This is a genomic window from Youngiibacter multivorans (assembly GCF_017873395.1).
Classification (GTDB): Bacteria; Bacillota; Clostridia; order Clostridiales; family Clostridiaceae; genus Youngiibacter; species Youngiibacter multivorans.
This window is the reverse complement of the sequence record NZ_JAGGKC010000022.1, coordinates 13,084-37,794: the sequence shown is the minus strand read 5'-3', so window position 1 is coordinate 37,794 and position 24,711 is coordinate 13,084. Positions and strand designations below refer to the sequence as shown.

The 24,711-nt window shown below is 46.7% G+C and carries 20 protein-coding genes; 11 read left to right on the top strand and 9 right to left on the bottom strand.

All coding sequences use genetic code 11. The features are described 5' to 3' along the window. Positions 1–100 precede the first annotated feature (100 nt). From J2Z34_RS12360 to J2Z34_RS12350, 3 genes are all read right to left on the bottom strand, one after another. Positions 101–1,684, bottom strand: a complete 1,584-nt coding sequence (locus J2Z34_RS12360; RefSeq protein ID WP_209460178.1) for an MBL fold metallo-hydrolase RNA specificity domain-containing protein — start codon at positions 1,682–1,684, stop codon at positions 101–103. A 124-nt stretch (positions 1,685–1,808) separates the two neighbouring features. Then, on the bottom strand, positions 1,809–3,248 hold the full coding sequence (locus J2Z34_RS12355) for a glycoside hydrolase family 1 protein (protein ID WP_209460177.1): 1,440 nt from the start codon (positions 3,246–3,248) through the stop codon (positions 1,809–1,811). A gap of 64 nt (positions 3,249–3,312) precedes the next feature. Continuing rightward, on the bottom strand, positions 3,313–4,377 hold the full coding sequence (locus J2Z34_RS12350; protein WP_280922329.1) for an undecaprenyldiphospho-muramoylpentapeptide beta-N-acetylglucosaminyltransferase: 1,065 nt from the start codon (positions 4,375–4,377) through the stop codon (positions 3,313–3,315). A 280-nt stretch (positions 4,378–4,657) separates the two neighbouring features. Between J2Z34_RS12350 and rsgA the strand changes: the two genes are divergently transcribed. Both rsgA and J2Z34_RS12340 read left to right on the top strand, forming a co-directional pair. Next, the gene (gene rsgA, locus J2Z34_RS12345; protein ID WP_209460176.1) at positions 4,658–5,725 is read left to right on the top strand and encodes a ribosome small subunit-dependent GTPase A; all 1,068 of its coding nucleotides are present in this window, start codon (positions 4,658–4,660) and stop codon (positions 5,723–5,725) included. 148 nt (positions 5,726–5,873) lie between these two features. Beyond that, positions 5,874–6,383, top strand: coding sequence for a GNAT family N-acetyltransferase (locus J2Z34_RS12340; protein ID WP_209460175.1), 510 nt, complete (start codon positions 5,874–5,876; stop codon positions 6,381–6,383). 118 nt (positions 6,384–6,501) lie between these two features. Here the strand turns inward: J2Z34_RS12340 and J2Z34_RS12335 are convergent, their stop codons facing one another. The 3 genes from J2Z34_RS12335 to J2Z34_RS12325 all read right to left on the bottom strand — a co-directional run bounded on the left by J2Z34_RS12335 (position 6,502) and on the right by J2Z34_RS12325 (position 8,890). After that, on the bottom strand, positions 6,502–7,356 hold the full coding sequence (locus J2Z34_RS12335) for a MurR/RpiR family transcriptional regulator (RefSeq protein ID WP_209460174.1): 855 nt from the start codon (positions 7,354–7,356) through the stop codon (positions 6,502–6,504). A 219-nt stretch (positions 7,357–7,575) separates the two neighbouring features. Beyond that, complete coding sequence (locus tag J2Z34_RS12330) at positions 7,576–8,547, bottom strand: HAAS signaling domain-containing protein (protein ID WP_209460173.1); 972 nt, start codon at positions 8,545–8,547, stop codon at positions 7,576–7,578. A gap of 1 nt (position 8,548) precedes the next feature. Further along, complete coding sequence (locus J2Z34_RS12325; RefSeq protein WP_209460172.1) at positions 8,549–8,890, bottom strand: PadR family transcriptional regulator; 342 nt, start codon at positions 8,888–8,890, stop codon at positions 8,549–8,551. A 197-nt stretch (positions 8,891–9,087) separates the two neighbouring features. Here J2Z34_RS12325 and scfA point away from each other — a divergent pair, with 197 nt between their 5' ends. From scfA to J2Z34_RS17785, 3 genes are all read left to right on the top strand, one after another. Further along, a complete protein-coding gene (scfA, locus tag J2Z34_RS12320) occupies positions 9,088–9,234 on the top strand; it encodes a six-cysteine ranthipeptide SCIFF (RefSeq protein WP_023388588.1) in 147 nt (48 codons plus the stop codon). A 114-nt stretch (positions 9,235–9,348) separates the two neighbouring features. After that, on the top strand, positions 9,349–10,752 hold the full coding sequence (gene scfB / locus J2Z34_RS12315) for a thioether cross-link-forming SCIFF peptide maturase (RefSeq protein ID WP_280922328.1): 1,404 nt from the start codon (positions 9,349–9,351) through the stop codon (positions 10,750–10,752). Beyond that, positions 10,749–12,215: an aminotransferase class I/II-fold pyridoxal phosphate-dependent enzyme gene (locus J2Z34_RS17785; RefSeq protein ID WP_209460171.1), complete on the top strand. Its 1,467-nt coding sequence runs from the start codon at positions 10,749–10,751 to the stop codon at positions 12,213–12,215. The genes scfB and J2Z34_RS17785 overlap by 4 nt, the downstream gene beginning before the upstream one ends. 90 nt (positions 12,216–12,305) lie before the next feature. On the opposite strand, the gene J2Z34_RS12305 is transcribed toward J2Z34_RS17785, so the two are convergent. Together J2Z34_RS12305 and J2Z34_RS12300 are read right to left on the bottom strand one after the other, a co-directional pair. Continuing rightward, a complete protein-coding gene (locus J2Z34_RS12305; protein WP_209460170.1) occupies positions 12,306–12,854 on the bottom strand; it encodes a phosphatase PAP2 family protein in 549 nt (182 codons plus the stop codon). Between the two features lies 1 nt (position 12,855). After that, complete coding sequence (locus J2Z34_RS12300) at positions 12,856–18,615, bottom strand: DUF4011 domain-containing protein (protein ID WP_209460169.1); 5,760 nt, start codon at positions 18,613–18,615, stop codon at positions 12,856–12,858. 166 nt (positions 18,616–18,781) lie between these two features. Here J2Z34_RS12300 and J2Z34_RS12295 point away from each other — a divergent pair, with 166 nt between their 5' ends. Further along, on the top strand, positions 18,782–19,186 hold the full coding sequence (locus J2Z34_RS12295; protein ID WP_209460168.1) for a DUF4332 domain-containing protein: 405 nt from the start codon (positions 18,782–18,784) through the stop codon (positions 19,184–19,186). A 49-nt stretch (positions 19,187–19,235) separates the two neighbouring features. Here J2Z34_RS12295 and J2Z34_RS12290 read toward each other — a convergent pair whose 3' ends face one another. Then, positions 19,236–20,171: a hypothetical protein gene (locus tag J2Z34_RS12290; RefSeq protein WP_209460167.1), complete on the bottom strand. Its 936-nt coding sequence runs from the start codon at positions 20,169–20,171 to the stop codon at positions 19,236–19,238. A gap of 186 nt (positions 20,172–20,357) precedes the next feature. On the opposite strand from J2Z34_RS12290, the gene J2Z34_RS12285 reads away from it, so the two are divergent. The 5 genes from J2Z34_RS12285 (at position 20,358) to J2Z34_RS12265 (ending at position 24,602) form a co-directional block, all read left to right on the top strand. Further along, the gene (locus tag J2Z34_RS12285) at positions 20,358–21,290 is read left to right on the top strand and encodes a DUF4349 domain-containing protein (RefSeq protein ID WP_209460166.1); all 933 of its coding nucleotides are present in this window, start codon (positions 20,358–20,360) and stop codon (positions 21,288–21,290) included. Positions 21,291–21,530: 240 nt separating this feature from the next. After that, complete coding sequence (locus tag J2Z34_RS12280; protein ID WP_209460165.1) at positions 21,531–21,890, top strand: CidA/LrgA family protein; 360 nt, start codon at positions 21,531–21,533, stop codon at positions 21,888–21,890. Beyond that, positions 21,887–22,594, top strand: a complete 708-nt coding sequence (locus J2Z34_RS12275; protein ID WP_245250717.1) for an LrgB family protein — start codon at positions 21,887–21,889, stop codon at positions 22,592–22,594. The genes J2Z34_RS12280 and J2Z34_RS12275 overlap by 4 nt, the downstream gene beginning before the upstream one ends. An 18-nt stretch (positions 22,595–22,612) precedes the next feature. Continuing rightward, positions 22,613–23,503, top strand: coding sequence for a DMT family transporter (locus J2Z34_RS12270; protein ID WP_209460164.1), 891 nt, complete (start codon positions 22,613–22,615; stop codon positions 23,501–23,503). A 124-nt stretch (positions 23,504–23,627) separates the two neighbouring features. After that, positions 23,628–24,602: a diaminopimelate dehydrogenase gene (locus tag J2Z34_RS12265; RefSeq protein WP_209460163.1), complete on the top strand. Its 975-nt coding sequence runs from the start codon at positions 23,628–23,630 to the stop codon at positions 24,600–24,602. Positions 24,603–24,711: the final 109 nt, after the last annotated feature.

Genomic DNA, 24,711 nt, shown 5'->3' with positions numbered 1-24,711 from the left:
ACATGACTTATATCATGCCGGTGCATAATGACTACGATAACAATTATAAACCCTAATCCATCCTTTAACAAGCTAAACGGTTACTTTTACTGTATTCTTATCAGCCTCCAGACTTCTGTCTGTGGCTCAAAACTTCCTCGACTCCCCTGATTATGTCGAGATCTGAAGCGTTTTCAAAATCCATGGTGCTGATCAGCTTCATCAGGGCCTCTTTCTTTCTTAGAGATTCGATTCCCTTCTCAACATCTACCTTTTCGATTTCAATTTCAGTGTATGCTGGAAGCTTGACGTAATGCTTCAGAGGAACTATATCTCCGTACTTTGCAATCTTCACATTGTAATCGTCCTTTACCAGGAGCTCCTTCAGTGCGATCGCAGCTTTGTCATCTCCATGGACAAGGAATGTCTGGAGGGGTCTCTTTTTGAACGCAGATACCCATTCATGAAGACCGTTCCTGTCCGCATGGCCTGAAAGTCCGGATAGCGAGTAGATGCCTGCGTTTACCGCCACCTCCTCACCGAATATCCTTACCATCTTCTCCCCGTCCTGGATAGTCCTGCCTAAAGTTCCCTCAGCCTGATATCCGACAAAGACCACGGAGCACTCCCTCCTCCAGAGGTTATGCTTAAGATGGTGCTTTACCCTTCCTGCATCAGCCATTCCGGAAGCACTGATTATGACGCAGCCCTTAGGTGTATTGTTAAGTATCCTCGATTCTTCGACTGATTCCGTAAAATGGAGGTTTGGGAAATTCAGGATATCATCCCCCATCTGGTATCTCTTCTGGGTATCCTCGTCGAAATACCTGGAATTCTTCCTGAATATCTCGGTGGACTTTGTAGCAAGCGGTGAATCAACGTAGACTGATACGCCGCGGTTCAGCTCCCCCCTTTCCATGAACTCGTTTAGGATATATAGGATCTCCTGCGTCCTTCCTACTGCGAATGACGGTATTATGACATTGCCGCCCTTCCTGTAGGTGGTGTTTATGATATCGATCAGCTGCCTGAACTCAGACCTGGACTCCACGTGAAGCCTGTTTCCGTAGGTGGATTCCAGTATCAGGTAGTCACAGCTGTCAATGAGATATGGATCCTTCATCATCGGAATGCCCTTGTTTCCAAGGTCACCGGAGAATACAAGCTTGACCTCCTTGTCCTCCTCCTTCATGAAGACCTCGACTATGGCAGCACCAAGTATATGTCCGGCTTCTCTGAACCGTACCCTGAAGCCTTCGAAAAGTGTCAGCTCCTGATCAAAATCCAACTGCTCGAAAAGCTCGAGGGAGTCTTCGGCATCCTTAATGGTATAAAGAGGCTCCACCAAGTCCTTTCCCTGACGTTCCCTCTTCTTGTTGTCCCATTCGGCATCCTGCTCCTGGATATGGCCTGAGTCAAGAAGCATAATTGAGCAAAGGTCGAATGTCGGCGGTGTCGCGATTATCCTGCCCCTGAATCCCCTCTTGTATAGGAGAGGGATCCTTCCACTGTGGTCTATATGGGCATGTGAAAGAATCAGGTAGTCTATGGATGCCGGAATGAATGAAAACACATCGTTTCCCCTGTCCTTGTCATCCTTGCCCTGATAAAGCCCGCAGTCAAGGAGTACTCTCTTGTCCTTTACCCTCAGCAGGTGGCTTGATCCTGTTACGCAGCCTGCTGCGCCTGAAAACTCAATTCTCATATGATCACCTCAACTTAATTGTACAGCCTTAAGAGCCATGATTATGTAAACAATTAATTAAGATGAAAAATCCGCACCCGGCAATTTTACCGGGTGCGGATGAGCTCAGCACAAATACTAATATCTAAAGTTCGCTGCCATTGCTTTCAATTACCTTCCTGTACCAGTGGAATGAATCCTTCCTGACTCGCCTGAGGTCCTTAAGGTCAGTCTCATCCCTGTTGATGTACACGAAGCCGTACCTCTTCTGGTAGCCGTTAAGCCATGAGAGCAGGTCAGTGAATGACCAGGTGCAGTAGCCGATGAGGTCAACACCATCAGTAATCGCTTCCCTGCAGGCAAGGATATGTGCCTTAAGATACCCGATCCTGTAGTCGTCATGAACCTTGTCGTCATCTGTAAGTTTGTCATACTCACCAAGCCCGTTTTCAGTTATGAGCACCGGCAGGCTGTACCTTCCTGTAATTCTTCTTAGTGCAACCCTCAAGCCTTCAGGATCTATTGTCCAGTCCCAGTTGGTCCTCTCAAGGTAATCATTTCCAGTTGTCCTGTACACTCCAGGGATTCCTGTGGATTTTGCAGTACCCTTCTCTCCTGTGGTATTCATCTCAAGCTTCTCTCCGACTCCGTCCAGTGGGTTAGCCTCATAGGTTGTGGTCTGGTAGTAGTTGAGGCCCATGAAGTCGGGTTTTCCCTCTTTGAATAGCTCAAGGTCTCCGGGAAGGACTTCAGGAGCAATACCCAGTCCTCTGTAAAGGTCCATAGCTGCCTTTGGATATTCGCCCAAAGCATAGACGTCCATCCACCAGTGGGAAAGGATTTCCTCAGCATCCTCGGCAGCAAGTATGTCTTCCGGCTTGCTGGTCTTGGGGTATGCTGGAGAATAAGCGAAGCTTGGACCGATATTTCCGCTTGGGACCATTTCCCTGAATGACTTTATAGCCCTCGCATTTGCAAGGAATGCGTTGTGGTTGGCCTGAAGCATCCTCTTCTTGTCCTTCACTCCCGGTGGATGCATTCCGGTCATATAACCGAAGCCTATGAATATGTTCTGCTCATTAAGTGATACCCAGTACCTGACCCTGTCGCCGAAGCTCCTGAAGCAGACCCTTGCATATTCATCGAAGTCATCAGCTATCCTTCTCGATTCGAAACCGCCGTATTCATCAAGAAGTGCCTGAGGAAGGTCCCAGTGGTAGAGGGTGATGACGGGCTCTATCCCGTTTTTCAGAAGCTCGTCAATGAGGTCGCTGTAGAACCTGATGCCAGCTTCATTGACTTTCCCCCTTCCCTCTGGAAGGATCCTTGCCCAGGCGATTGAAAACCTGTATGCCTTCAGTCCCATTTCAGCCATCAGAGCCACATCTTCTTTGTACCTGTTGTAGTGGTCAGCCGCTACATCTCCGTTGGAGTTTTTGAAGGTCGTTCCTGGCAGCTTCGCATAGATATCCCAGACTGATAGTCCCTTTCCGTCTGCATCCCATGCACCCTCAACCTGATATGCTGCAGATGCGCTTCCCCATAGGAAGCCTTCCGGAAATGGCTTTAGTTCCCTGTGAAACATGTTGCACCTTCCTTTCAAATTATGCCGCAGTGGTCTGCAGCCAAAAATCATTTATTCGGAGCACTTATGCCTTTGAATACTTCTCGATGAGCTCGACTGCGAGATCAGTGCCATTGACAGCCTTGTCGGTTTCCATTGCTGCCGTATAGGTGTCTCTCTTCCTGTAGAGCTCGTTAAGGCTCATGAAGAGGGTTTCGCTTGTCAGGTCCTCTTCCTTGAGAACCATGGAGTATCCCTTGGACCTGAAGCTCTCCGAATTCTGAAGCTGGTCTCCCCTGCTTGAAGCCAGAGGGAGCGGGATTAGAAGATTAGGCTTTCTCAGTGCAAGGAATTCAAATATTGAATTGGAGCCTGCCCTTGAAACTACCATGTCAGACAGTGCAAGCACATCCTTCATCTCTTCCCTAAGGTATTCGAACTGGCGATAACCTTCGGCTCCATTAAGCCTGCTGTCAAGGTTCCCCTTGCCGCAAAGGTGTATGACATCGAATTCTCCTGTTATCCTCTGGAGTATGCCCCTTACAGCCTGGTTTATCTTAACAGACCCTATGCTTCCTCCCATTACCAGGATCACAGGCTTCACACCGGAAAATCCAGTGAGCTCCATAGCTTTTATCCTGTCTCCCTGGAAAAGCTCCTCACGTATTATGCTGCCTGCAAGGATCCCTTTCCCGCCTGCATGCTCAAGGGTTTCAGGGAATGTCACGAGAAGCTTGTCGCAGAATCTCATTGAGATCCTGTTGGCAAGTCCTGGTGTCATGTCGGACTCGTGGGAAAGCACTGGTATCTTAAGGATGCTTGCAGCGATAACTACCGGTACGCTGACGAAGCCACCCTTCGAGAAAACGATCGATGGCTTTTCCTTCCTTAAGACTGAAAGTGCATCGAAGATACCCTTCACAACCTTGAAGGGGTCGGTGATATTCTTGAGGTCAAGGTATCTCCTGAGCTTTCCTGAGGAAATTGCATGATACCTTATACCCTCCTTCTCGATTATCGTACGTTCTATCCCATCCTTAGATCCTATATATGCTATGTCATATTGCAGCTTCCTGAGCTTAGGCATAAGCGCGAGATTAGGATTGACATGTCCCGCCGTGCCTCCGCCAGTCATAATTATCTTCTTCAAATCAAACACCTTTCCGGACCTTTGTCCGATAAAATATCTCAAATATATTATAGCGTGAATTGAAGAGCTCGGCTCAGAATCTTTTGTAAGCAATCGTCTGTTTCTGGTATAATCAGGTTGGGACAAGGGTTCCAATAATACTGAGGAGTGGTGTTTTATGATAGATTTGAGGATTGCTGAAGGAAGGCCCTCTGAGACTTAAGCCCCGGATTCGTCCAAAGGGTCTTCGATTAACCAACTGATATACGGGGTAATCTTTTATAAGGAGACCACAGGAAATTTGAATAAGGATACAATTCCATTTATAAGAAAAGAAGAGGCAAATTCACTTTTCCCCGGAGCTTTCGCAGGAAGGATAGCTGAAGAGGAAAAGGAACTCTATACCGTAATTACTTCAAAAGGGACGATGCTTGCTTCAGTCACAGGAAAGATGATGCAGTCAGCATCATCAAGGGAAGACTACCCTGCTGTCGGCGACTATGTCGCTCTGGACAGAGATGATGACAGCCAGGGCTTCGGAAGGATCCTGGGAGTTTTGAAAAGAAGCTCCTGCATAAGAAGGAAGGCTGCAGGCGATACTACCGGCATACAGGTTATCGCGGCGAACGTAGACATGCTGTTCCTTACCATGGCTCTAAATCAGGACTTCAACATAAGAAGACTTGAAAGGTATATTGCTGTGGCAAAGGAGAGCTGGAGCGTATCCATAATCCTTCTTACAAAGCTGGACCTTGCTGAAAACCTTGGTGAAAAGCTCGAAGAGGTTAGGAAAGCAGCCTCCGGAGGAAGAATAATCCTTTTAAGCAACATAACAGGTGAAGGTGTCGACGAAGTCAGGGAACTGATCTCTGAAGGTATCACTGCGGCATTCATCGGATCATCAGGAATAGGAAAATCAAGTGTCATCAACTCACTTCTTGGGGTAGAATCACTGGCCATAGGCGGTCTCAGGAAGGGTGATGGCAAAGGTAGGCACACTACTACACACAGGGAACTTATCCTTTTGCCATCAGGCGGATTGGTAATTGACACACCCGGCATGAGGGAGCTCCATCTGCTTGACGACATTTCAGGAGTAGATGAGGCATTCTCTGATATACTTACACTTTCTTCCGGCTGCAGGTTCAAGGACTGCTCGCACAGGGCTGAGCCTGGCTGCAAGGTTCAGGAAGCACTTTCAGACGGAACTCTGGACAGGAAAAGGCTTGAAAGCTACGAAAAGCTCCAGAAGGAAGCAAGGCACATGGCAGCTGCCATGGACGACAGGATCCGGAGGGAGAAAAAGGCAGAAAGCAAAAAGCTGGGCAAGCTCATAAAGGAAGTCAAGAAAGACAGAAGGAAGGTTTAACCTACGTTTCATGAGGAAGGCTTGGGCCTTCCTTTTCCAATTCAGACAATAATTCAACTGCAGGCACCGATAAAAATTAACACAATGTATGTGATGCTTGCCAAAAGCTTTGCTATAATGTTTCTACAGGCATAACGAGGTGATTTTATTGAAATTCGTAGAGGCTTCCACCATAAATGAAGCACGGTTCAAGGAATATCTGGCAGAATGGTATGCTGGAAATGAGAAAATAGTACCGATGTCGACTGACATCGCAGACAAGAGCTTCAGCAAATGGCGGGAGGAAACCATCGCCTTTCGAGATGCGAAGACCGTACCTGATTGGTTTGTCCGCTCTGAAACCTTCTTCCTTTGTGAAGACAACGGTTATATCCTGGGGGCAGCAAACGTGAGGTACGCACTCAATGACAATCTGATGAAGTCAGGCGGACATATCGGCTATGGAATAAGGCCATCAGAAAGAAGCAAGGGCTATGCGTTCATCATCCTTAAGCTGGCACTGGACAAGCTTGCATCGAATGGAGTCAAGAAGGCTCTTCTGACGGTATCAAGATACAACAGGGATTCTAAGAATGTGATCAAGAAAGCGCATGGTGTCCTTGAAAACAGCTATGAAAAGGATGGAGATGTCATAGAGAGGTATTGGATCACCCTTTAAAATAGATCCATATTTATCAGATTGGAATTTATAAGCTTAAAAGGCAGGCCATTCGGCCTGCCTTTCGCATTCAAATATTTCAGCTTTATTCCAGAGATTCGTGTAAGTCGGTTCTGTCCTAAAGCAGCTTGTTTATGACTACGCTTGAGGTGCTTTCCCTGTTCTTCGAGGATTCCTTGTAGTTTCTCCTGAAATATTCCACATAAAGGACATCAAGAAGGTAAAGCTGGGAAAGCTTTGCCGAAAGTGAACCTCCCTGGAGAGGACCTTCCTTCGCTCCGCAAAGAAGAGTGATGTCCGCATAAGTCGTGAGAGGTGATTTGGAAAACCTTGTTACCGCGATGACCTTGGCACCCTTACGTTTCGCAGTCTTTGCCAGGTCTATGGTATCCTTCGTGGAACCTGAATAAGAGATTATTATAGCCACATCCTTCTTGGTAAGGAGAGATGCTGATATTACCTGGAGATGTGAGTCAAGGGAACACTCCGTCTTTGGAGTTATCCTCATGAACTTGATCTTTCCCTCCATTGCAGTCATCAGTGAAGCCCCAACTCCGTAGAAATGTATGCTGTCTGCCTTGGTGAGATAGTCTATTGCGGTGGAGATATCCTCTTCCTTTATAAGCTTCCTAGTCTCATTAAGGGCGTTTATGTTGGAATTGAGGATCTTTGTAGCCACTTCATCTATTCCGTCTTCAATAGTTATTTCGTTTGACAGCTGAGGAGTTATGTCCTCCATGGCAGAGCTATGGGCAAGAGCAATCTTGAAATCCTGATAGCCCTTGAAATCAAGCGACCTGCAGAACCTGAACACACTTGATTCTCCAACTCCGCATGCATCGGCAAGGTCGATTATCGACATGTATATGGCGTCCTTTGTATTGCCCAGTATGTAGTCGGCAACCTTCTTTTCCGTATTGGTAAATGAATTGTATCTTGAATTTATAAGTGAAAATACGTCCACCTTGTTCATATGGCACCCCTTGTCCCTCATGTATATTATCGGCAATTCGATTTTATCTTCTGGAAAAAATATCCTTCAGTTACTATTTTAATCAAAAATTCACCTCATTACTACAAATATTTATCTGAAGTATAAATATTTACATGAACATTTGACAATATTTGTGAATATATATAAATACCGCAGAGATATTTTCTCTGCGGTTTGAAGTGTCTAAGCTATCTTATTTCAGTCGTTGTACTTTATTCCCTTGTAGAAATTGGTGATCGTCTCTACAGCATATCCGAATAAGGCTACATAAATGATGAAGTCTCTTATCTTCTCGAACATGGCTAAGAGAAAGCCTGTTGCATCTATCGACCTGAAATATTCGAAGAACGCAGGATTGTAGATTGAATGGTCCCGAAATACCATATAGAAGCAGACTATGGAAACGCTTGACATCAGGAAGGATATGATGGCTACCTTAAGGTTCCATCTGCCGTATATATACTTCACTATGTCTCTCAGAATGCCTACTGCAAACATGATGACAAACAGCCAGGCATAGCTTCTGATCTTTGTTATGTCAAAAACCGGAATTACTGTAAAGCCTCCTGATTCACCAACATATGCTGCAAATACTCCAGGGAAAAGAAGGATCAGTCCGGTGAAGAGCGTTGTAAAGAATATGCTTACCGCAGATTCAACCCTGCTAATCTTCGACTCGTCCTTTGGGACCTTTTCAAGGCTTCTGGCACTGAATGGCTTTCCGTCATCGAGGATGTCCCCTTCCCCGTATCTCTCAATAAGGTAGAAGATCAGGGTAACGTATGCAGCACCCTGCATGGATGCAGATACCAAGGATGAAATGTACCCGATTATGAACTCAAAGGGTCCCTTGCCCCCTGACAGGAGTGCTAATCCGGTTGCAATTGAAATTCCAATGAATATGCAGAATATGACTATCTTCAGTACGAACAGGTAGCTGCCGAAAAACCTGGGTCCTATCAGGTGCTTCTGGTCCATGTAGTTTACCGCTAAAGTATCAGGTCTGCCAAGCTCCTCGATTGCCTTGAGGATCTTTTCCTCTTCCGTCCCTGAATCGTAGCCTTCTGCCATATCAAGGATTATGCTTCTGATTTCCTTTCCGATTTCTTCCCTCTGCTTTGCAGGAAGCCTTCTGGTCACTGCGTAAACATACCTTTCAATATATTCCATCTCATTTTCCTCCTTCAATGAGCCTTTCCATAAGCTTTGCCATGGACCTCCACTCTTTCTGGAGGTCACTTAGAATTCCATTCCCATAGTCTGTAAGTCTGTAGTACTTCCTGGGCTTTCCCGTGTCAGTATCCCACATTGATTCCAGAAGTCCCTGCTTCTCAAGTCTCCTCAGCAGCGGGTACAGGGTTCCTGAATCAATCTTCAATCCTATGTCATCAAGCATGGTGTTCAGCGAATATCCGTATTGAGGCTTCTCAAGCTGGCTCAGGACACCCAGAACCAGAAATCCTCTTCGGAATTCTGAAACCAATCCTTCATATGTCTCATCTCTCTTTTCCATGTCCTCGCCTCCTGATTACATTATAGTGTGTATCGCACAGTATTGTAAATACGTTAGTATTAAAAATTGATTAATATTGTGTGAATCATTAATCAGGAAGCTTGAAACCTCCTGATACGCAGTGACATCAAGCTTTTTTTGCAATTGTGCCTTAGTGTGATATAATGTCAATGCAATACAATTTAGGGAGGTGCGATATGAAGAAACACATCAGGACCTTGACACAGAGTACCCTTAAGAAAAGTGCTGCAAAAGGCGGTTGCGGAGAGTGTCAGACTTCGTGCCAGTCGGCATGCAAGACATCCTGCACAGTAGCAAACCAGGAGTGCGAGAGGGAAAGATAAAGCCCTTAAGGCTCCGGAAAAGGGTCTGGAGGATGCTTCAGCCCTTTTTTTCTTTTTCAGGGAACGGGTATACTATTCATTTTTTTGGCATAGCCAATTCTGGGAGGAATAAACTTGGTACACAAATTCAAAATGAACGGACTCAACATCGCGCTGGACGTAAACGGCGGATCGGTGCATGTTGTCGATGATATAACATATGAGGTTCTTGACCACTATCCGCTTATGAACAACGGGAAGCTTGTCATTGACGAGCTCTACGACCTTCTCCCCCACTACACGCAGGACGCCATAGATGGGGCGGTTCAAGAGATTGAAGACCTTATCGATGAGGGTATGCTCTATACAGATGACGACTACATCAACCTCGATGCATTCAAGAACAGGAAGCAGGTTGTAAAGGCTCTCTGCCTTAACGTTGCCCATGACTGCAACCTGAAGTGCACTTACTGCTTTGCTTCACAGGGAGACTTCGGCGGAGCCAAGGAGCTCATGAGCTATGAGGTCGGCAAGAAATCACTTGATTTCCTTATAGCGAACTCAGGGGCAAGAAGGAATCTTGAGGTTGACTTCTTCGGCGGCGAACCACTCATGAACTTCAATGTGGTGAAGAGACTTGTTGAGTACGGACATGAAGAGGCTGCAAAGCACGACAAGAACTTCAGGTTCACCATAACGACCAACGGAGTCCTGCTTGATGATAAGAAGATAGAGTATATCAATGAGCACATGGACAATGTGGTGCTTTCAATAGACGGAAGGAAGACAGTCAATGACAAGATGAGGCTTACCCTTAACGACAAGGGAAGCTATGACATCATCGTCCCCAAGTACCAGAAGCTCGTAAGCTCAAGGAAAGATAAGAGCTACTACATAAGAGGCACATTTACCAGGAACAACCTTGATTTCTCAAAGGACCTGGAACATTTCAAGGAACTTGGATTCGTCCATACTTCAATGGAGCCTGTTGTTTCAGCTGACGGGAATCCCTTCGCAATAAGGGAAGAAGACCTTCCTGAGATACTCAGGGAGTATGAAAATTTTGCAGTCAAATATGCGGATATGAAGGTATCGGGAGATCCGTTCGATTTCTTCCACTTCATAGTGGACCTTACACAGGGACCATGCGTTATCAAGAGGATTACTGGCTGCGGAGCAGGAACCGAATACCTCAGCATAACTCCGGACGGAAGCATATACCCCTGCCATCAGTTCGTTGGCAATGAAGAGTACCTCATGGGAAATGTAATGGATGAAAATCTCGTCCTGCCACAGGAGATGAGAGACTACTTCAGGGAAAGCCACGTATATTCGAAGGAAGACTGCAAGGACTGCTGGGCAAAGTTCTATTGCTCCGGAGGCTGTCATGCGAATGCGATAAACTTCAACAATGATATTACCAAACCATACAAGGTGGGATGCGAGATGCAGAAAAAGAGACTCGAATGTGCACTTATGATCGAGGCTAAGAGGATGCTTGAAGCGGACACTGAAGAAGAGAAGATGATGTACCTATGATGGATATGGATAGAGCCCCTGCAGCAAAGGGGCTAACCCCTTTGCTCAAGGGGCTTCTCTCTTATCACGGAGAGAACAATGCCCTCTTCCACATGCCGGGTCATAAGCAGGACCCTGACGGAATATTATCCTCAATACTTGGAAATGTATTGAATCTGGATGTCACCGAGGTTCCCGGAACGGATAATCTCCATTACCCTGAAGACATCCTGAAGGCTTCACAGGAGCTCCTGACAAAAGCAATGCGTTCTTCTGAAAGTAGGTACCTTGTCAATGGAAGCACAGGTGGAATACTCTCCATGGTCATGGGATGCTTCAGACCAGGTGACAGAGTCCTTGTCCAAAGGGATTGCCATCAGTCAGTGTACAATGCCATATCATTGTCAGGGATTGAACCTGTATTCATAAGCCCTGGAAACAATGAGGAATTTGGCATATCAACTGCCATTCTGACTGAAAGCCTGACGAAGGCAATAGCTGACAATGAAGGGATAAAGGGATTGGTACTGACATCTCCAAGCTATTTTGGAGTCTCTCCTGACCTGCAGGCAATATCAGATATCTGCAAAAAGAATGGAATCAGGCTCCTTGTAGACGAAGCCCATGGATCCCATTTCTATTTTGGAGATGATCTTCCAAATACAGCCATGGATTGCGGAGCAACAGCATCTGTCTGCAGCTTCCATAAGACACTTCCCTCATTGACTCAGAGCTCTGTCATCAACCTGGGGAAAGGCGCCTCAGAGGAAGACAGGGAAAGAATAAGGCATTACCTAAGGGTTTTCCAGACTTCAAGCCCATCCTACGTGCTTATGGCAAGTCTTGAGGCTGCAAGGTTCATAATGGAAACAAGGGGTCGCGAGCTTCTTCATGGGGTAAAGGCCATGGCTGAGGAATTCTCTGAATCGATAAAAGATATACCTGAAATCAGGCTCCTTAAAAATGAAGACCTGAACGGTCTGCAAAAGGACTACACTCGTATGGTTTTGAACACTCCATTGAATGGCAATGTGCTTTCTGACATATTAAGACGCGAATACGGCATCCAGGCGGAAATGTCCATGGGCAATAATGTTGTATTCATCGGAAGCTGTTTCGACAATGAAGGCATGTACAAAAGGCTTTCAGAAGCACTGCATGACCTGGACAGTAAAGGTATGTTCAACGAGTCCACGCAGATTGGAAATTATGAAGGGGTTGCAAAGCTTCCTCACCCTGTAATGGCGATACCTGAAAGGGAAGCACTTTTTAAAGGCTGGGAAATCATCCCGTTTGAATTTGCAGAGGGAAGAATTTCCGCTGAAAGGATAACTCCCTATCCACCCGGAGTGCCTGTGCTTATGACAGGAGAACTGATTTGCGGGGAGGTTTTGGAGTATCTTAAGAATCTTGAAGGCAGCGGAGCAAATATCCTCAAGTCAAGGTCGGATGGAACCCGAAATATTGCAGTGATAAAGAAATAGAGATAAATTAGTGTATTGGAAAAGGGAACCGCATCGGTTCCCTTTTCTCATATCTGATATTCATTTGCTTGACTATGAACGATAATCCAGTTAAGTCTTAATCCTCTGGTTTCCCTTACTTCTTCTGTAATAGACTTTGTCCTGGAGCCATCTCCCTATCCACCTGACAGTCATGTATGACACAGAAAGTCCAAGCAGAACTCCCCCAAGTATGTCGGTCAGGTAATGGACGTTGAGGTATACCCTGGAAATGCTGACATAGACTGCAAATGCCAGGAATGTCTTCCTGTATCTGTGACCAGTGAAAAGGAAGACTCCTGCAACCGCAAATGACATTGCCGCATGACCTGACGGGAAGGAGTATGATTCAGGTCTCTTTATTATCACAGTCAGACCATATTCAATGAATGGACGTACCCTTCCAATAACGTTCTTTAGTATCTGTTCGCCCGAAATCCAGGTGATAAGGAAGGAGATCGCGACAAGCACGGCTGTCTTTCTGGTTCCCCTTAGTATGAGCAGGACAGCAGTTACAGCAATAAGTATGTAAAGTGCGTAGACTATCACAGGGTTTCCGAAGAAGACATCGAGAGCCTTGGAATTCATGAGCTTTGCAGCCTCCATGCCTAAAGTGTCCATGTCAGATCCTGACAGGCGATACTTTGCCTGTTTCGTCAGCCCTAATGGTTCCGGCAGTAATGCAGATATTTTCTGCAGCCTTTACCTTCTCAGTCAGAGCCTGCGAGGTCCTCTGGAATCCAAAGGCTCTGGCAACCTCCTTCGGAAGCTCCTCAGAGGGGATTGAGACGTTCTTCTCAACTGTTTCCCTGACTGCGGCTACGACTTCTACTAAAGGTATCTCTTTTGCCTCTCTTGACATATCCCCTTCATCGGTCCTGTAATAATCAACGGTTTCCGTATGGTTTTTGTCCTTCCAGATGAACAGTTCTCCGCCCTCGTCCTCTACATGGTATCCGAGGTCGGTTACAAGTGCATCCATTATCGCTACGTTTTTCGCCCCATTCCTCAGGCCATAGGCTGTGAGGATCCTTCTGAAGAGGTACCCTTCGGACACAGGGGCTTCAGTCTCAATGATATTTGCAATGTCATCCCTTATCTTTCTCCGGTTCTTCGGCATCTGGAATTCCTCTGACGAGAGAGATTTCTGAGCAAGCTTAGCAAACTCATAGCTTCGTTTAATACCGGTAATCTTTTCATCAGTGCCGTCTGATACAGCTCCATCAAACGACATTATCTTCTGCTCACTGACCATCGTAGGCTCTTCCTTTGGTGAATTTCCTGAAACAAGCTCGTTTACAAGGGAAAGTATCCTCTCCGTTTCCTTTTCGCTGTTCTCGTACCAGTCCATCGGATAAACTCTTGTGATATTCCAGCCAAGCCCCTTAAGCACCGAATCCTGCAAAAGCTCTCTGTCCCTTGCTGTCCTGGCTTCCCTGAACGAGTCTCCTCCGCATCTGATCCCGAGTATGAATTCATCAGGCCTTTCAGGATGAACGACTCCGAGGTCAATCCTGAACCTTGAAACCCCTACATCTGTGACTGCCTTCAGTCCCTTCTGCTCAAGCGAGACCTTAAGGACTGTCTGAAGACCGTCCCTTCCCTTGAGCCTTTCAGCCTCCGAGAAAGGCAGCGCCTGACTTCCCCTTATTGCATACTCGAGGAAGGCCTTCAGGTCACTGACTCCCTTTGCGGTAGTTTTCGAAGGGTCAATCATTTCAGGGCGTATTCCTGTAAAGACCTTCATCTCTGACCTTGCCCTTGAAACAGCAACGTTTAGCCTTCTCCAGCCGCCCTCCTGATTAAGTGGTCCGAAATTCATCGTGAGCTTGCCCTTTTCGTCAGGTCCGTAGCCCACTGAGAACAATATTACATCCCTTTCGTCACCCTGAACATTTTCAAGGTTCTTGACGAATACCGGCTCCTCGCTTTCCGCTGACAATACCTCCAATTCAGGGTGTTCTGCAAAGGCCTCATAAAGCAGGTCTTCTATAAGGGTCTGCTGCACTGAACTGAATGTGACTACTCCTATGCTGAGCTTCCTCAGTTCGGTGTCGGAAAGGCGTCTTATGATTTCAGCTACAACAGCCTCCGCTTCCTTCCTGTTTTGCTTGGTGCCTCCTCTCTCATAGGAGCCTTCGACGTATTCGCAGGTTACCTTTGAGACAAGGGCTCCGGGAGAAGGATAAGTGAACAGGCGGTTCTCGTAGTAGTTCCTGTTGCTGAATGCTATGAGACTTTCATGCCTGCTCCTGTAATGCCACTGAAGGTATGACTCAGGCATTGAAAGGGCCAGACAGTCCTCAAGTATATTGTCCAGGTCTTCAAGCTCATAGCTTTCCTCGTCAGTGTTCTGAGTCATGAAGAAGCTTGTAGGCGGCAGCTGCTTGGGGTCTCCCACCACCACCACATTCTTGCCCCTGGCAATTGCTCCTACTGCTTCGCTTGTCGGCATCTGGGATGCTTCATCGAAGACGATCAGGTCAAAGAGCTCCTTTGATGTAGAAAGGTACTGTGCCACTGAAATGGGGCTCATGAGCATGCAGGGAGCAAGCCTTGGAAGAAGATTTGGTATGCTGTCGAAAAGCTTCCTGATGGATACTCCCCTTCCGCCGCTTCTTATCGCCCTCTGGAGGATCCCTACCTCCGAGGACTGTGATACTTCCTTTGTCATGTCAGGGACATTCGCAGCAAGTTTCGAAAATATGGCCTTCTTTGAAAGTTCCTCGTACTTGTCCCATGTTTCCTTGAAATAGGTTATCTTATCTCCTATCTGCCTTCCTGTATAACCTGACAGGACGGGTTCAAGGCTCAGGGCAGCATCAAGTGCCTCTGTGTACAGCTGCCTCCTGAGGCTTCCAACAGCATCCCTGCCTAGAATCCTTGAAGACTCGAAGTCCCTTATCAATGCCCCTATCCCGGAGATTTCTGCCCTTTCCTTAACCTGGTTGTATATTGTCCATTCCCTCAGGCTGTCAAGATTGTTCGAATATGTGGTAAGTCTGTCAAAAAGTCTTTGGAACCAGTTTCCTTCTCCTGAAGGAATTTCATAGAGCTCCAGGGCAAGCATTCTTTGCAGGTATGCATAGTCATCATGGAAGTCCTTCAATCCTTCACTGAGTCCAAGTAAAGTACCTTCAGATGATTTTGACCCTTCGCATATCTTTTTACTTGTCTCTTCATCTGCATTTGCAATGCTTGATGCCTGCAGGAATTCAGCTGCATCTGAAGCGAACATGGACAGCTCTTCAGAGCTGGTATCTATTCCTTTTACAACATCGCCAAGTACCCTGAGCTTTTCAAGCTTCACTTCGAGCTCTGCCAATGCTGCCTTGTATCCAGTTACGGTCTGCAGTCTCAGGATGGCATTTTCAGCAGTCACAGAGGCAGGGTCCGTTGATTTTGCCTTGATTGCCTTCATGACCCGGCTTTCACCCAAAAGTCTTCCTACGAACCACTTGGATTCAGCCGTCGTTAGCTCAGCTATCAAACCATCAGCATCGAAAGTCCGCAGGTCACCTGTAAAGTAGCCTGAGGCCTCAGCACCTTTGGCTTTGGCTGTTTCAAGTGCTTCAAGGGCAGCTGTGATCAGTGCCGGCATCTCAGATAAGGCCGGAGATGACAAAAGGTCAGAATGGCTTTTGTTTCTCATTGCTATTTCAATCATCTTACCGATAGAAGTCACTTTTCCGTAAGTATTCAGATCTCCACCCAAAGCTGAAGCATCAAGGAGATCGCCGGCATTAGCTGCCTTATCCTTTACCCTCAGAGCAAGGTCAGCTGCCTCTCTCTTTATGGATGGGTTGTAGGTTGAAAGTCCAATCCCCTTTAGAGGAGCATCGCTGTAATCTCCGTTTTCCATTGCACAAGATTCAAGGTCCCTTGCAATCAGAATATACTTCTGGAGGTCTTCGCTTCCCAATGATTCATACGGCAGACCTATCTTCGACATTTCCTTTTCATCACAGAGTATTCCAATTGCTGATACCATTTCGTAGGCTGAAAGTGTGAAGCTATGCTTCCTGTACATAGCTTTTACAATTCCATTGAGCTCTTCCCTTTCGCGAGTAACCTCACGGGAAATCCTCAGGAATTCATCGTTGCTTTTTCCATTCCTTACTGAAATGGTCCTTGCCAGCTGGTCAAGAACATCCCTTTTCTTGGCCTTGTTCGAATGAAGCTCCAGTGAAAACGGGTCAAGACCCAGCTTCTGTAGTCTCTTCTGGACAACTGACAAGGCTGCCATCTTTTCTGCTACGAACAGTACCCTTTTCCCATCATAGAGAGCATTTGCTATTATATTGGTTATTGTCTGTGATTTTCCCGTACCCGGAGGCCCGTGAAGAACGAATGACTTGCCTTCAGATGCTGCCTTCACCGCCAGCATCTGTGATTCGTCTGCGCTTACAGGGAACATCAGCTCTGCCGGGTCGATGACATCATCAAGAAGCTCCCCGTCGATTTCAATGCCTTCCGGCACGAACTGCAGGCTGCCTTCCATGAGCGACTTCACTATCCTGTTCTTACCCAGTTCCTCTCCATGGTTCTTCAGGTCGTTCCACATTATGAACTTCCTGAAGGAGAATATTCCAATATGGGAGTCCTCTAAGACATCCCAACGCTTTTCATTCATGATTGCAGAACGCACTATGCTGAATATCCTGGTCAGGTCGCAGCCGCTGCCATCGTCAGGGATCGGGTCAAGTCCCTGCAGGGTTATTGAAAAGTCCTTGTTAAGAAGCTCTGCCAGAGTTATGTTGAATACTGCATCCTCTTCCCTGGCCTTTAGGACATACCCCTTCTTTCCGAGTTTCCTGTGAAGGTCCACTGGAACGAGCACAAGCGGAGCATACCTTTCCTTCTGGCTTGCCGGGCTTTCGTACCATTTGAGTCTGCCGAAAACGAGGAAAAGGCTGTTTGCTCCTGATTCCTCTATTGCCGTCCTTGCCGTCCTGAAGAGGCCTGACAGCCTGTCAGGAAGGTCCTCTTCTGTCAGGAGTGTCCTGAGCTTTCCCTGCCTGAATTCTGAGTCTATGAGCTCCTTCATTGATGGTGACAGCGTGATGCTTTCCATTGAGAGCGCATTCTCCATGTCATCTGGCTTTTTCAGGATCTGGAATTCCTTGCCGCTGAATATCTCGTTTTCCAATGAAGTGAGGTCTGTTGACAGGATTGCCATACCGGATTTCCCCTGCCTGTAGTTAAGAAGATTATTCCGAAGGGAAAGGTCCAGAAGCTTTCTTTCCCACTTCTCCCTACGGGTCTGTACTTTCTGCGTGGCTTTCTCATCCAGTCTTATGACATTTATGAGGTTAGGGTCAACCATTGCCCTTTCCTTAAGTGTCATCTCCCTCTCGATGACTGAGCCGTCAGGTGAAAACGCCTGAGGAAGTGGCTTTATGCCGCCTGCACGGGACCTTGCGATGTCCACTGACAGGATGAACTTCCCCTCTTCTGAAAGCTTCTTCTGGCCTGTCCTCACGGCTTCGCTGAAATACATGGTGCTTCCCTGGCGGATCCCTGTAGCTTCGATAACTGCAAGTTGGTTTACACCCTTCGCTGTCCTCTTGGTCAAAGCGGCTGAGTCTTCCTGAACAGGGTCCGGAAAGAACTCCTCTGCAAGCCAAAGTCCGGTCATAGCGTGACCTTCGGTGAAAACTACTAGCGGATTCAGGGAAACAGCCTCAAGGCATGATGAATAGAGCAGTGCAAGGTCCAGGCAGGTTCCGATCTTATCGGAAAGCACCGCATCTGAAAGCCTTACCCTCTGCCCTTCGGTTTCGAAGCTTGCCGGAGGACCGGCGTAAACTATAAGGAGTTCCTTGAGTGCTCCATAAATGGCAGAAGCCTGCTCAAGCACCCTTTCAGGATTTTTTGACTGATAGCCCTCGAACGACGGTTCCTTACCGCTTTCAAGAAGGATATCCGATGCCCTGACAATTACCTTGTCAATTGCAGGATGATTTGGGGTCGCAAAAGCAGCGGTCAGTTCAGGCATTACACCAAGTCCAGGCCACTGGTTGAACGGAAGCATCTGTATGGCAACTGAAGCTCCTGCGATTACCTCGTCCCCCTTCATGAGCCTTGCCTCGATTGTCCTTGTGACCTTCTCGGTTATCGAAAAGATGTTCCTTATGTCCATTTCGACTAACGGGGTTCCAAGGTCGATTTCCTTGCCATTTGGAAGGAAAGGGATTTCTTTTATGTATTCCTTTGCGAAATTATCCTGGAAAACAACATGCAGTACGGTTTCCTCGATGTCGGATCCGCTGCTGTTTCTTATCGTGATGCCTCTTAGCAGCGGGAACCCGTTTTCTGCCATTGCATAATTTACGGCAACATTAGCTTCAAGCTTCAGTAGTATTGATTCTTGCTCTTCCATAAAAAGCCTCCGGAAATTCATTTTGAAATATTAACAAGGATATATCTTTATAAACCTTGATTATCCATATCCCATATGTTATTAATTAATTATAGCATACAAACGTTTACTGTTGTTCTAACAGCGCGACAAGGCGGAAACAACCGCTCACCACGGGAGGTGTAAAATGGCAAATCTCAAGTACATCGAAGGAGTAGGAGAAGGTTATGCTGAAAAGCTTGCAGAAGCAGGGATCAAGAACGTTGATTCACTTCTTGCTGCAGGAGACACTAAGGCAAAGAGGAAGAAACTGGCTGAAACTACTGGAATCTCAGAGAAGCTGATCCTGAAATTCATAAACCGTTCTGACCTCATGAGGATCAAAGGTGTAGGATCAGAGTATTCAGACCTTCTCGAACTTGCCGGAGTGGATACTGTTCCCGAGCTTTCCAAGAGAAAGCCTGACAACCTCTTCGCGAAGATGGTGGAAGTAAACACCGAGAAGAAGCTTGTAAGAAAGCTTCCAACCGAAAAGCAGGTTACAGACTGGGTTGAGCAGGCAAAGGCTCTTCCAAGGCTCATCAACTATTAGAAATAAGGAATAGTCAGCATCAAGAAGGAGGAAGTTTTGCTTCCTCCTTCTAATTTTCTTCCTTAAGCCTTGCATAGTGCTGTAGAACCCTCATGGCACGAAGCGTATTCCAACTGCCAGCCTTTCCTTCTTCCATCCTGAAGTGAAGCTCACCTGAAATCGTCTTTCCCTTCAGAACCGTCCCATCCTTGGTCCTGAGATTCCCGACAATAGTCAGGGCATCATCCATTCTATCATCATACGGGATATCGGCATCTGCGAAGTACCAGAGGGCCTTCAGTATGTCATACTTCCATCTCGGTGGATAGGTTGCATGGAGGAAGTTTTCGTTTATCGCTTCATGTGTGTGCGACGACTTGTAGAGCTCATGCTGAAGAAGGAACTGCTCAGCTGCCTTCTTCATTTTCAGTACGTCGTCCCTTCTGTAGGAATAGCCGTATCTGATAAGGCTCAGGAATCCTTCAAGTACCGACAGAGTGGTGTGCACAGAGCTGTGGGTTGACTTATCCTGGCAGTTGAAGCCACCGTCAGGAAGCACCTGCTCTGCAAGAAGGTCTACGATTGTCCGGACAGGTTCCTCCTCCATGTGGAAGTAGGCTCCGTAGTTCAGGAACATTCCATTAACGCATACATCGCTTCTTTTGCTTCCCTTTGTTCCGGTTACACCACCATCCCCTGCCCTGCAGTTCTTTGTGATATCCCTTACTGATAGGACCAGAGATTCCATTTCCCTCGGAATCTCGAGATATCTGAGGTCAAGAAGCGAATAGTGGGTTGATGTCCATTTGTGTGCATAGAAGCCTTTGCCAAAGCTCAGGTCTTCATTCTGTGCATCAAGGTACCTCTTTCCCCAGCCTGTAGTCGCGATTGAATCCCTGAGCGTAAGGAGCTCCTCTTCTTTCTCACCAAGCAGATACTTTCTCGTCTGGTACTGTATGGATGGATCACCCTCTAACAGAAAGGAAATCACTTCAAAATCATTCATCTCGTCACCTCCCAGGCATTCCTTACCATCAATTATACAGCATATGGAGCCTATTTACTGTTCCCGATTATTTCCCGGTTTGGAACGAATTTGTAATTAATTGATGAACACCCTGACATATACTGAGTATAGATACAATCAACCGAATGACCAATATACCAAAATCGCTCAAAGGAGCTGATCGGAATGTTCAAGACAAGAAAAAGAATAATCACATCAACTGTAGCTGTCATTGCACTTATCTTTGTCACGGTGCTGGGCTACAACCTTACAAAGGGATATTTCAGCTCCGAAAAGAGAGATGGAGGAACCTCATCTCCCGGTGTCGTGAATCCAGGACTTCCTTCAACTCCAAGCTTTGATGCAGGAGGCAAGGGAAGCGAGTCGCCATCAGTCATAGTAGACCAGGACAAGACAATCGGAACCTATTACTTCAACATGGAGACAAAGGAATTCGAGAAGGTTTCCAACGACCTTAACATGCTGATTGCCAAATACAACGGCTATGTCGAGAACTCCAATGTATATTACGGCGGATACTATGACGGAAAGAAGTTAAGGACAGGCCAGTTCACCTTCAGGATCCCAAAGGCTCAGGTTCTGGCATACAATGCCGAGCTCAAGCTTCTTGGGAACATAGTTTCAGAGACATCGAGCAAGACCAATGTATCAAAGTCGTATACCGATACGGAATCAAGGCTTAATGCGCTTAAGATCAAGGAAGAGAGGATGCTCGCGCTATATGAGAAGGCAGAGAGGATCGAAGACATAATCGCCATAGAGAGCCAGCTGAGCTCCATATTCTATGAAAAGGAACAGCTAACCCTGTACCTCAAGGACCTTGATGACAGGATAGATTATAGCTTCGTTACAGTCCAGCTGCAGGAAGTCGAGAAGCTTACCACCGAGGAGACTGTGGAGACTACATTCGCCGAAAGACTTGCAGCCGCATTCAAGGATTCATTGTACTTCTTCACTTCAGCAGTACAGAACTTCGTGATTTGGCTCGTGCTTGCACTTCCTTACATACTGATCGCTGCAGTCGCGCTCTTCATAGGACTTAAGGTTTACAGGGGCAGGCGCAAAGAAACAACAGTTCCGCCTGAAAAGAAGGAATGACTGAATAGGGCCTGATGGGATCCGGAGAAATCCGGATCCTTATCTTTAGAGCAATTTCAAAATCTGCACCCGCTGATATGATTTCGTGATAAGAATATATTTTTACCAACTATTATCCTGACAACATTTACATCTCCCTCATATCCCTCCTTTTTCCGTATATTCTTTAAATCCTGCTGAAAAGCTGTTATATTGTATTGTATTGGAATTGCCGCACTCATACGGCATAGGGAGGAATATATGAAGATAATTAAGGAAATGTCACTGATCCTTGGAATATACTTCATGGGAGAAGTAATTAAGGTCCTGACAGGACTTCCCATACCAGGAAACATAATCGGATTTGTACTGCTGCTGACGCTTCTTCTGCTCAAAGTCCTAAAGGTATCACAGGTTGAGTCAGTCACTACATTTCTGCTGGAGAACCTGACCTTCTTCTTCATACCGAGCGGAGTAGGACTTCTTTCGTCATTCGGTCTGCTTCAGGGATCGATTTGGAAGCTTATCCTGGTTATAACCATCACCACCTTCATAACCATGGCGGTAGCTGGAATCACCACCCAGGCTGTACTTAGAGCCGGCGCCAGGAGGAAGAAATGATCGATAGACTGTTTGCATTGACAAAATCCCCTCTTTTCGGACTTGCCATATCCTTCCTGGCATACAGGATAGGCGTGTATGTATTCAAGAGGGTCAGGAATCCCCTTCTGAGTCCCCTTGTGGTCTCTACGGCGATTGTCATATTTGTGCTTGTAGCACTGAAGGTGCCCGTTGAGAACTATAGTGCAGGCGGAGCAATGTTAAGCTTCATGCTTGGGCCTTCAGTGATTGTCCTTTCAGTACCGCTCTACAGGAACTTTGAACTCCTTAAGAGTCACTATGTCGCGATACTTACCGGTATATTCGCTGGAACGCTTGCAAGCATAACAAGCATACTGCTGTTCTCCAAGCTGCTTGGCATTGACCGCGCAATAATTGTATCTATGATCCCTAAATCGGTGACTACAGCAATTGGCCTTGAAATATCAAAAGAGCTTGGGGGTATAGTGCCTATAACGGTTGTCTCCATATTTGTTACAGGAACATTGGGTGCCATAATGGTACCTCTTGTCATGAAGGCTGCAAGGCTGAAGGATCCGGTAGCCAAAGGGGTAGCAATCGGAACTGCTGCCCATGCGCTTGGAACAGCCAAGGCTGTCGAAATGGGTGAAACAGAAGGCGCCATGAGCGGCCTTTCGATTGGAATCGCAGGACTCATAACTGTAGTTCTTGCCCCGCTTCTACTTGCTCTTTCCGGAATTTAATTTGATTGGAAGTGTAATATGTTAATCGGTGAAATTGCAGCTCTTGGAACCGCGTTCTGCTGGGTGGTGTCGTCCACATCCTTTGAGTATTCGGGTAAACGTGTAGGCACGCTTGTCCTGAACCTAATGAGGCTTATCGTAGCTTTCCTTATAATAACGGTCATCAACTATTTCCTGACCGACGGCTTCAGGAATACGGGCCTGACATCAAGCGGCATAGGATATCTAATGATTTCAGGAATCATAGGCTTTGTGCTTGGGGACTTGTTCCTGTTCCAGGCATACATTGAGATCGGAGCCAGGATATCCCTGCTTATAATGTCAATGGCACCACCGCTTACTGCGGTCATGGGTTATCTTATACTGGGCGAGACTTTGACAGCCATGCAGATGACAGGTATGGCCGTAACACTTTCAGGCATCGCACTGGTTGTACTGGGGAAGGAAAAAGGAACCAATCGTGTTGTCATAAGGCATCCTCTTAAAGGCCTTACCTACGCATTCCTTGGCGCATTCGGCCAGGGCCTCGGGATGATATTCTCGAAGCTCGGAGTAAAGGACCTCAATCCTTTCGTGGCAACCGAGGTAAGGATTCTTACCGGGATAGTATGCTTTGCTGTGATAATAGCGTTTACCCGAAACTGGAACAACTTCAGGTCAGCTCTCAAGGACAGGAAGACAATGACCGGAATCACAATCGGTTCGCTTTTCGGTCCTGTGGTCGGTGTGTCACTATCCCTCCTGGCAGTGAAGCACACAAGCACAGGTGTAGCTTCAACCCTTATGGGTGTGGTACCAGTGCTCATACTTCCTGTTTCAATCCTCTTCTTCAAGGAGAAGGTGGCATTCAAGGAGGTATTGGGTGCGATAATCGGTGTTGCAGGCGTTGGCATAATGTTCCTCAGATAGATAAGTTTCAACCTTAAACCCGAAGCGATGCAATTTTTTTGCAGGAGCTTCGGGTTTGTCGTTCACAGCAAATACAAGTGTGTGCTAAACTGTACTAGACATATCAAATGAGGAGGACTCAAGAATGGGAAAAACTAAAATAGGAATAGTCGGTTATGGTAACCTTGGCAGAGGTCTTGAGCTTGCAGTAGAAAGGAATTCAGACCTGGAGGTAGTTGGAGTCTTCACCAGAAGAGATCCCTCGACTGTTCAGGCAAAGTCACCGGTATATAAGATGGATGACATGAAGGATTTCGTGGGTCTTATAGATGTCATGGTCCTTTGCGGAGGCAGTGCAACTGACCTGCCTAAGCAGACTGTTGAAATCAACAAGCTTTTCAACACAGTTGACAGCTATGACAACCATGGTGAGATACCTGGTTATTTTGCAGGAGTAGAAGCGAGCGCAAAGGCATCAGGAAAAACCAGCATCATCAGCGTAGGCTGGGATCCGGGCCTGTTCTCCCTGAACAGGGTACTTGCAAATGCAGTGCTTCCATCAGGTAAGGACTACACGTTCTGGGGAGAAGGCGTAAGCCAGGGACACTCAGATGCGATCAGAAGGATTGAGGGAGTCGTTGATGCAAGGCAGTATACTGTTCCGGTAGAGGAAGCTCTTGCCTCTGCAAGATCAGGTGAAGGCAAAGACTTCACAGCAAGGGAAAAGCACAAGAGAGTATGCTTCGTAGTTGCAAAGGATGGAGCTGACAAAGCAAGGATAGAAAAAGAGATAGTGACAATGCCAAACTATTTCGAGCCATACGACACCACCGTGACCTTCATCAGCCTTGATGAACTCAAGGAAAAGCATGGCGGGATACCACACGGCGGATTCGTCATAAGGACCGGAGAAACCAGCGAAGGCGTGGTACAGAGATTCGAGTTCAGCCTGAAGCTTGACTCCAATCCTGAATTCACATCTTCAGTCCTTGCCGCATATGCGAGAGCTTGCCACAGGCTTGCAAAGGAAGGAAAGTCAGGAGCATTCACAGTTCTTGATATCCCCTTCTCGCTCATTTCAGCAAAGACACCTGAAGAGCTCAGAAAAGAGATGCTGTAAGAATAGCGATACAAAAGTAATAGCAGTCCGGGAATCCCGGGCTGCTATTACTTTGGGTGCTATTTAAAATAGTCAAAATTAGCTAATCAGCTGGTTCATCAAAACTAAC